This window comes from Dapis brunnea BLCC-M229 (assembly GCF_050015995.1).
Lineage (GTDB): Bacteria > Cyanobacteriota > Cyanobacteriia > Cyanobacteriales > Microcoleaceae > Trichodesmium.
In genome coordinates, this window is the sequence record NZ_JBNHEP010000043.1 from 1 (window position 1) to 9,908 (window position 9,908).

Genomic DNA, 9,908 nt, shown 5'->3' on the forward strand with positions numbered 1-9,908 from the left:
TTTTGACCACTTATTCCTCTCACTATTGGACGTATATGGTGTTGATTTAAACTTACTATTCTGTCATCTATTCGCACTTTGGTAGTGCTCCCACATCTATTGTTGCTGACGATATACTTCACTCACTACCAACAACATTTTATAAAGTCTATTACTCAGACTTTATAGACTGGCATCTTTCTCTATTAGCAGCTCTATAGTGGTTAAATTTTTACCAACATATTTCAGTTTTTTTTTCAGGGCTTTCCTGATTTATTTACGAGTAGGTCGTCTTTTTTTTGCTACCTTTAAGTATTCTTTTATTGCTGTTTGACGGTAAGTAATAGGTTTTTTCTTAAACTTGCTTTTGAGGGGTTCATATAGAATATCTATGATTTTTTCTGTTTTAATTCTGGCTTGATTTAATAGATTTAAGTCTGTGGGATAGCTGATATCAGCCGGAGCGCAGATAGCATCTATGATTAATTTACGTTGATTTTTGATTGACTTGATTTCTTATAAATTTTGTGTTTTTTTTCTCTTCACCTTCCTTTTTTTTGACCGTATATGAATTAATTTCATTGATTAAATCCGCACAAGCATCTTTCTCTAAAATCAACTAATATTGAGGCATCAAATGGAGCTTGCTTGTTATAGGATTCAAGGCAGATAAGATACTGTAAATAAGAATTTTCCTTGATTTTTTCTACTGTTTCCCTATAGCTTATCCCTAACTTTTATTTAATAATTAATGCCCCTAATACCATTCTAAAAGAGCAAGCAAGTGCTCCTCTTTCCACAGAGAAATTAATTGCATATTTATCTTCATATTTCTCCCAAGAAATTAAACTAGCCATCAATACCCAACGATTGTCTGGGGATAATTGGCTATTAAATGGCAGTTCAAAATTTTCTGGTACCATGTCACCTTGGCCTACTTTTCTGTACACGTTGGGTGCAGCATAGATACCTGGTTTTTGGTGTATTTTAGCTGAAAATAGGGCACAATTTATGATTTAAAACGCCTTAAATCTTAACTGTGTAAGTTTTTGAGATTTAATCAGCAAGCCCTAATTATTCATTGTTTAGACTGTTGCCGACCTGAAAATTTTTAATTATTGAAATAGCTAACTATTAACAAATAGTAATCTTGATGTTAAAAATCTATCCATCCAAGCTTCTAAATAAACTTGATTTTCTGCTTGTTCTTCTGGATTTTCTGTATCTAAAGGATGAGGTGCTAAACCCAAAACGGCAGCCGTTGTTACACAAAACATTGACTTCTGAAAAGTCTCACAAATTTTCACTCGTAAATTATCTGTACCTCGGTTAGTTTTTTGATAAACTTCTAGAAGATAATCTGGCAGAAAATGTCGCATATCTTGCATTAATAATGTAGGTGGAATTCCCGCACCACCAATAGGTAAAGGATCGGCATACAAAGCACCATAAGTAAATTGACTTTGATTGGGGTCAATTTGTTGAGCTTGAGCGTTATATGAAACTGTTCCTAAAAATGGTGTTCCTCGGAAGAAAACTGCTTCGACATAGGGAACTGCTGTATCTGCTAAAAAGGTTAAACCTACTGATTCGGGAATTATTTCATAACGTTTACCTTTGATATTTACAGCAAAGGTAATTGGTAAATTTGCTGCTGCAACTAACCCTGATAAAATATGATTTACTACTTGAGGAATAGATTTCATTTTGCCTTGGTCATATTTATCAGATAGAGTCATAAATATATCACTCATTACCCGCCAAAATTGACCTAAAGCACTGTAATAAGCTTGTTGACCTACCATCTCTGGTAAAAATTCTGGAAATAATTGATTGAGTGGCATTAACATCAAATTTCCTGTAATTTCAGCATCTATAGCTGCTTTTGCTAGTTGTTTAAATTCGGCTGAATCTAAATATTTATCCAGACCTCCACCTCCATGCCATAACATTCCCCTCATGCAATATTCTGCATATTCATAATTAATTCTGTCATGCCACCAAAACTTCAGTAATTTACCTAATGAAATTTTGCCATTGAAGTATTTGAAAAAGGGAAACATTTCTAAAAATTGATGTTCGGCAATGTAAATAAGATTTTTGGAATAAGCATCTAATACAATGCCGTAACTTTTTAAAATCCCGACAACTTCTAAGACATTTTCTGGAGTATCTTTTAGCAGAGCTTGACCAGATTTTAAGCGATTAATATATGCTGAAAGTGGATGATTTTTACATTTTAAAACTGTATTTGTCATAATTTTTTTCCTGAATTTGTTTTTTTAAATCTGCTTAAAACTTAGATTCCGCTGGATTTAACAATCTCCGTGCCCTAAATCTTTAGCCCTATATTATATCACGATCATGTTCGGTAAAACACTTATAATACCACTTTAAAAAAGAATGCTACAAAAAGGTGCATCTCTATCAAAAATGCTTAAAAATAACTGCTCCAATTCATTTTAGACAGTTATTTCTATCATTTTCCCTTTTGTTTCAAAATTTACTCCTTCTTCCTTCTTCCCTCTTCCTTACTTCTACCATTTGTATAGCAAAGAAATAGTTGGTTAGGACAATACTCAAAGGTACAAGGAAACGGTTAACAGAAAATAGGAATAAAAAAATGTCCTAAGTATCCCTTTCCTTGCTATAACAAACATTTATCATGCTTGGTATAATAAGACTTCGTTGTTGCGATTTAGCCTTCGTAGGTTATTTGCAGCGCTAAAGCGCAACTATAAACAAAGACTTTTTTTATAACTATAGTCATTCCAGTTAAGATTGAGACAAGGTTTTCTTGCCTTGAAAGAGTTTCAGTTAAAAAAGTGCTCCAGTTTTATTCAGAATGACTATAATTATCCAATTGTATCTAATGTGGATACTAGCTTAATTGTAAATGGGAAACAGATTAAATCAATGAATCGTTGCTATAGCGCTACGCATTAAGGTTAGGACATTTATACATCCTGAAACCCTTTGACACTTTACTATTCCCTATTCCCTATTCCCTATTCCCGATTCAAGTAGCGCTATACAACAAACAGATATCAACTATTAAAGAAAATCAACCTCAAAGATTTTGGTCAAATAGACTAGCTGCCATTACAGAAAAACGTAACCGCAAAATGGGATTTGGGTATTAATAAAGCAGCCAGAATAGAAATTAATCATTGCTTAATTTGGCAGATTGGTACAATAGTTTTTGGTGGGAATCAAGGTCAGAAAAATGAAATCAAATTAGGAAATAAAAATAATTCAGAATTTGTACCAATTCCTACAGCTAGACTTAAACAGAGAATAGCTAAATTATCCTCTGAATATGGAATAATATTTATAGAAACACCAAGAAAGTTATACAAGTATTGCTTCATTTTTAGATGGTGACAATCTACCTAATTATGGTGAGAAACCCGATGATTGGAAACCTAAGTCCTTCAGACAAGCTTCGCTAACAGGAAAAAGAATAAAGCGATGCAGCGCGGTCTTGGGGAGGCAGTGCGGTCTTGGGGGTTCCCCCCATGAGCAACTGCCGTGGTTTCCCCCATGAGCGACTGCATCAAGACAGCGTGGTTTGTATAGGAGTGGTAATAATTGTTTAGTCAATGCAGACTGTAATGGAGCTGCAAATATCATCACAAAAGTAAGCAGAAAGCTAAGTTTAAACTTAAGCCGACTGTGTAGGGGCACAATGAAATTGTCCCCAAAGAATATATCTTTGGTCAGCTAAGAACAGACGGAGCAACAGGATAAATCAGTATTGCGTAGTATCAACTTAGAATCCCCGTGACTTAAGTCCGGGGAGTAGTCAACCTATTCAGAATAGTTATCGATCAGAGCTTGAGCAGCGATCGCCGACCTATCAATAACCTGTGATAATATAGGTTGACTGACACTCATTGTATTTGCTTCAGTTTCAGTCCAACGCACCACCCAGTTAGGTTGTATTCCTAAAACAATAATCAGAACTGTCAAAATAATAGCTGGTATTCTATCTGGGCATTGCACTGGAGGCAGATTAATTACTATTTCAGATAACCTACCGAAAAATACTCGATTAGCTAAAAGCAAGAAATAGGCTGATGTTAATCCTGTTCCGATCATACATAGAAGAGTAGGAACTGTAAAAACATTGAAACTGCCTCTAAACACTAAAAATTCCGAAATAAATCCAGCCATTCCCGGAATACCAGCACTTGCCATTACTCCCAAAATCATTAGACTACCAATCATTGGTAAACCTTGTTCTGGGTTTAACAGACCCCGCAATACATCTATATCCCTTGTACCTGCTTTTTTGTAGACTACTCCCACTAATAAAAATAGTAAAGCAGAAATTAGACCATGGCTAATCATTTGGAATATTGTTCCCAAAAGACTGAGGGGAGTTGCTGCCGCACTAGCTAACAAAATGTAACCCATGTGACCAACCGAACTATAGGCCACCATTTTTTTCATGTCTTTTTGGGCGATGGCATTCAATGAAGCATAAAGTACACTGACTACCGCCCATATTGCTAACCATGGAGAAATATATACCCAAGCTTCAGGAAACATATTTAATCCAAATCTCAGCAAACCATAAGTTCCCAGTTTTAATAACACTCCTGCTAAGAGTACGGAAATTGGTGTGGAAGCTTCAACATGAGCATCTGGCAACCATGTATGGAATGGAACTAGGGGAATTTTAATTCCAAACCCGATGACTATTGCTCCCAATAATAATAGTTGAGTTGCTAAAGGTAGGGTATGGGCAACTACTTGGTCGTAAGCAAAATTCGAGGAACCGCTTAACCAAACTACTCCCAGAAATCCAGCTAGGACTAAAATTCCTGAAATTGCTGTATAGATGAGAAATTTGGTGGATGCGTAACCTCGTCTTGGCCCTCCCCAGATGGCAATTAATAGGTATAAAGGAATTAGTTCGAGTTCGTAAAAGAGGAAAAACAGCAGTAAATCTTGAGCGAGAAAAGCTCCAAATACGCTGAGTGCCAACAATAGTATGAGGGAGTAATAAAAACGAGGTCTTTTGATTGATTCGTCTGTGGCATAGATGGCAATAGTTGTTAACAAACCATTTAATACTACTAATGGCAGAGATAAACCGTCCATTCCCAAGGAGTAGCTTAAGCCTAGAGAGTCTATCCAGGGAACTAGAACAACGAATTGTTGATTTGTATCTTGTGGATTGAATTGGGTGAGTAGCACCAAAGACCATAAGAAACTGATAATAGCCGCTATTAAAGCTAGTTGACGGGCTAATTTCGGCGAGAGAGTGCTTGGCCAAAAACTAATAATACCCGCACCAATTAGTGGAACTAAGATGAGAGCGTTGAGCATTTATTGATATTTTCCTTTGAGGGTAATTTACCGATAATTTTGCAATTCTACTATAGAGCTATGGGAGATGGACAATTTATAGCAGAAGTCATTTCAGTTATCATAAAAAGTTAGAAATTAGAAGTTAAATTATTGCTGTGGCTAAATTTTAGGCGTTGGTGAATATCTGCCCTAGTAATGGTGACTGCTATATATCAACGTCACAGATTAATTATTAATCAAAAACTGGAAATATTTTCATTACTGTTGCGACATACGCAATAGTAGAGCATCAAACCTATATCAAAAGTAAACTGAGAGTCACTGATGCTCTGAACAAGTCAATCTATCAATCAACGCCACAGGTTAATCACAAATCAAAAACTGGAAATATTTTCATTACTGTTGCGACATACGCAATAGTAGAGCATCAAACCTATATCAAAAGTAAACTGAGAGTCACTGATGCTCTGAACAAGAATCTATCAACCAACGCCACAGGTTAATCACAAATCAAAAACTGGAAATATTTTTATTACTGTTGCGACATACGCAATAGTAGAGTATCAAACCTATATCAAAAGTAAACTGAGAGTCACTGATGCTCTGAACAAGTCAATCTATCAATCAACGCCAAAAAATTAAAAATTAAAACATTTTATTACTATTGCACAATAGTAATAAAATCACCTTCCTACAACTTCTCATTCAAATTTTTCTGCATGGCAAGAATATCTTTTTATATTACATTAGTAATAAATATACTACATAATAGTGTTGCGAAACAATATTGCTCTGAGAAAAGGCCGTAAAAAGCCTCAGCAATCTTCTTATTTTTAATTTTTGACTTTTGAGTGGATGAGGATGGATAGAAAAACAGTAGAATCAGGATTAATATTACTTGCTCTCACAGGTTCTCAAGCTTACGGGACTTCCACACCTTCATCAGACTGTGACTATAAAGGAGTTTTTATTGCTCCCAAAGATTATTATTTAGGCTTCAAATCTGTAGAACAAAAAGACCGAGGTTGGGATGAACCAGGAACAGGTTTATTTCCTGTATTAGATAATGTCAAAGATTGCGTAATTTACGAGTTAAGAAAATTTCTTACTCTCGTCTATAACAACAATCCGAATATATTAGAACTTCTCTGGTTAGATGCAGATTTTTACTTACATTTATCGCCAGTGGGAAAAAAGCTAATTTCCTATCGTCAGGAATTTATTTCTCAGAAAATTAGAGCTTCTTTTGCGGGTTATGCTTATTCTCAAATTAAACGAGTTGAAACTCACAGAAAATGGTTATTGAATCCTCCAGAAAAAAAGCCAGTACCTCAAGATTTTGGATTGAATGAAAATAGCTATCGACCTTTAGCAAAATCTGAAGTTAATGCTTTTATGGAATTCCTTTATATGTTGGTTAGAGACTGCATAGAATTTTTAGAACCTGTGCAAGAACTGCGAGATTTACTGTTAGAAAAAATTGATTATAAAGGCATTCTCAAACAGCATCCTATTTCTGAAGAGTTATTACCAAAAGTTCAAGAATATACAAGGGCAAAAAATGATTTTATTCATCTTTTGCATTTGACTCAAGTTTATCGGCAAGCTCTAAATCAATGGGAAGCTTATTGTAGTTGGAATAAAGGCAGGAATTTGCAACGGAAAGAGTTAGAAAAAAAGTGTGGATATGATGCCAAACATATGAGTCATTGTATTCGGTTGTTAAGAATGGGAATTGAAATTTTGCGTGATGGAGTTTTGTATGTAAATAGGAAAAAAGCTGGTGATGCTGAATATTTGTTATCTATTAGAAATGGAGATGTTGCTTATGAAGAAGTGAAAAATTTAGCTGAGGATTTATTTGCGGAAATTAAGGAGGTTAAAACAGAATTGCCAGAACAAGTGGATAAGAAATTTTTGAATGAGGTTTGTGTGGAATTGGTGGAAATGGCTGGAGTTTGTTAAACTAAGAAAAAATCACCGCCAAACAGTATTAATAACTAATTATCGGTTAAGGCCAAAATAGTTCATTATGTTTTAGCCATTTCTAAAGCTTTTGAGAATTATAGGGAGAATTAATGATGAAACTCGAAGACTATTTTAACTTTTTTGCTCCCCATGATATTCGACTGAAAGGAGGATGGGAATTAAAACTATCCTTTATGATTTTATTTATAAATCTAAAACTACTGAATAAATTTTCCAAACTTATTCGTCTTTAACCTTGGAACAGGTTTATGCCACAATTTTGTATTATTTAGACAATTTTGAGTTGTCAAACTATAGAATTCTATGGCAGGAAATGTAGATGTTTCTTAGAAGCTGATAGCTGTTAACGCAGTTCCTCTATTTCGCTTTTCGGCTGTCGCCGACATGAAAAGCGTAGCTCCTCCGCAGGAGGCAAGAGACTAGCTGACTGCTAAATGCTTAGGAAATATGGTCAAACATATAGCCTCAAATACCTAATCTTTGATAGACATCATCTAAATAAAGAGAGAAAAAAATTAACATTCAGCTATTAGCGGTCAGCGGTCAGCGGTCAGCTATTAGCTTTTTAATGAATTAAGCAAGTATTAGTTTAGCTTCTACTACATTTTTAACTATAAAATTGAAGCACAAAACGACGAATTTGAGTTATCAAACTATACAATTCTGTGGCAGGAAATGTAGATACATCTCAGAAGCTGATAGCTAGATAGCTGACTGCTAAATGCTTAGGAAATATGGTCAAACATATAGACTCAAATACCTAGGACTCGTGTAAAAATAACCCGAACAGTTTTTTTGATGAAAACTATATTTCACAATTTATCCTAGATCAAGTTTGTACAACTTATTTTTACATAGCTCCCTAATCTTTGATAAACATCATCTAAATGTTTTAAATAGTGTTTCGGGTCAAAACAAGCTGCAATTTTTGCCTCAGATAATTGACTTTTAAAATATAGATGTGTCTCAGAAGCTGATAGCTAGATAGCTGACTGCTAAATGCTTAGGAAATATGGTCAAACATATAGACTCAAATACCTAATCTTTGATAGACATCATCTAAATGTTTTAAATGCTGTTTCGGATCAAAACAAGCTGCAATTTCTGCCTCAGATAACTGACTTTTAATCTGTTCATCTTTGCCGATTAAATCTTGAAAATTACCATTTGGTTGATTCCAAGCTTGATGAGCGCAAGACTGTACAATTTTATAAGCATCTTCTCGCATCATGCCTTTTTCTACTAAAGCTAAAAGCACTTTTTGGCTAAAAATTACCCCTCCATAAACATTCATATTTCGCTTCATGTTTTCTGGATATACTAACAATTTCTTGATTAACTCAGTAGTTTCTTTGAGCATAAAATGAGTCAAAATACAAGCATCTGGCAAAATCACTCTTTCTACTGAACTATGAGAAATATCTCGTTCGTGCCAAAGAGCAACATTTTCCAAAGCAGCAACAGCATGACCCCGCACAATTCTCGCCATTCCTGTTAACCTTTCCGAACGGATGGGGTTACGTTTGTGAGGCATCGCACTAGAACCCTTTTGACCTTGAGAAAAATATTCCTCAACCTCTAAAACATCTGTGCGTTGGAGGTTACGAATTTCCACCGCAAAACGTTCAATAGAAGCAGTCAGTAAGGCAAGAATTTGTACATACTCAGCATGGCGATCGCGAGAAATTACCTGAGTCGAAGCTGTATCTGGTTTAAGTTCCAGTTTTTGGCAAGCGATCGCCTCAACTCTTGGGTCAATATTTGCATAAGTTCCCACTGCCCCAGAAATTTTACCGACAGCAATATTCTGACGTAGTTGCACTAACCTCTGGCGATGACGACAAACCTCTGCTAACCATCCTGTCAATTTAAAACCAAAGGTTATTGGTTCCGCATGAATACCGTGGGAACGACCTACCATAAAAGTTTCCCGATGTTGTTGTGCTTGATACCGAATAGCTTGTCCTAATTCTTCCACACAGGACAACAACACATCCAGACTCGCGACCATTTGCAATGCCAGGGCAGTATCCAAAACATCAGAACTGGTTAAACCAAGGTGAATATATCGTCCAACATCACCAACATATTCATTAACATTTGTCAAGAAGGCAATCATATCATGGCGGACTTCTGCCTCAATTTCCAGCACCCGCTCCTGGTCAAAATTTGCCTTGGCCTTAATTTCTGCTACTGCCTCAGCAGGTATATAGCCAAGTTCTGCCTGAGCTTCACAGACAGCTATTTCTACTTGTAGCCAAGTTTTCAGCTTGGCATTATCAGTCCAAAGTTCACCCATTTCGGGTAAGGTGTAACGTTCTATCACACTCTTACAATTAAAACAACCGTTACATTGTACTACTGTCAACCACAGATACTGAAGTTAAAAATAAAAATCAAAAATTAAACTTAAAAATTTATCGACTCAAAACTTTGACGCTATTTCTCCGAGCCTTTATATTTTCAAGGTTTTTTGGTCAACTTTTACATCAAGTTAAAAGTCAAAAGTTAAAGGTAAAAAAAATACCCTTCTCAACCGAAGTTAAAAGTAAAAAATCAAAAGTCAGATTTGATAGACTTTAAACTTTGAGAGTATTTATCCGAGGCTTTATATTCTCAAA

At 35.4% G+C, this 9,908-nt stretch carries 7 protein-coding genes; 2 read left to right on the plus strand and 5 right to left on the minus strand.

Annotation, left to right across the window (positions count from 1 at the left end; genetic code table 11):
* Positions 1–557: 557 nt before the first annotated feature.
* The 3 genes from ACP6PM_RS04020 to ACP6PM_RS04030 all read right to left on the minus strand — a co-directional run bounded on the left by ACP6PM_RS04020 (position 558) and on the right by ACP6PM_RS04030 (position 2,237).
* Positions 558–707, minus strand: coding sequence for a transposase (locus ACP6PM_RS04020; RefSeq protein ID WP_426582066.1), 150 nt, complete (start codon positions 705–707; stop codon positions 558–560).
* Positions 708–716: 9 nt separating this feature from the next.
* The gene (locus tag ACP6PM_RS04025; protein ID WP_426582058.1) at positions 717–902 is read right to left on the minus strand and encodes a hypothetical protein; all 186 of its coding nucleotides are present in this window, start codon (positions 900–902) and stop codon (positions 717–719) included.
* Positions 903–1,106: 204 nt separating this feature from the next.
* Positions 1,107–2,237, minus strand: a complete 1,131-nt coding sequence (locus tag ACP6PM_RS04030) for a CO2 hydration protein (RefSeq protein WP_426582060.1) — start codon at positions 2,235–2,237, stop codon at positions 1,107–1,109.
* Positions 2,238–3,111: 874 nt separating this feature from the next.
* Between ACP6PM_RS04030 and ACP6PM_RS04035 the strand changes: the two genes are divergently transcribed.
* Complete coding sequence (locus ACP6PM_RS04035) at positions 3,112–3,363, plus strand: hypothetical protein (RefSeq protein WP_426582061.1); 252 nt, start codon at positions 3,112–3,114, stop codon at positions 3,361–3,363.
* A 426-nt stretch (positions 3,364–3,789) separates the two neighbouring features.
* Here ACP6PM_RS04035 and ACP6PM_RS04040 read toward each other — a convergent pair whose 3' ends face one another.
* Positions 3,790–5,316, minus strand: coding sequence for an NADH-quinone oxidoreductase subunit M (locus ACP6PM_RS04040; protein ID WP_426582062.1), 1,527 nt, complete (start codon positions 5,314–5,316; stop codon positions 3,790–3,792).
* 843 nt (positions 5,317–6,159) lie between these two features.
* Between ACP6PM_RS04040 and ACP6PM_RS04045 the strand changes: the two genes are divergently transcribed.
* Positions 6,160–7,263 carry a nucleotidyltransferase domain-containing protein gene (locus ACP6PM_RS04045; RefSeq protein ID WP_426582064.1) on the plus strand — a complete coding sequence of 368 codons (1,104 nt, stop codon included), beginning with the start codon at positions 6,160–6,162 and terminating at the stop codon, positions 7,261–7,263.
* A gap of 1,054 nt (positions 7,264–8,317) precedes the next feature.
* Here ACP6PM_RS04045 and purB read toward each other — a convergent pair.
* Positions 8,318–9,613 carry an adenylosuccinate lyase gene (purB, locus tag ACP6PM_RS04050; protein ID WP_426582068.1) on the minus strand — a complete coding sequence of 432 codons (1,296 nt, stop codon included), beginning with the start codon at positions 9,611–9,613 and terminating at the stop codon, positions 8,318–8,320.
* Between the last annotated feature and the right edge of the window lie 295 nt (positions 9,614–9,908).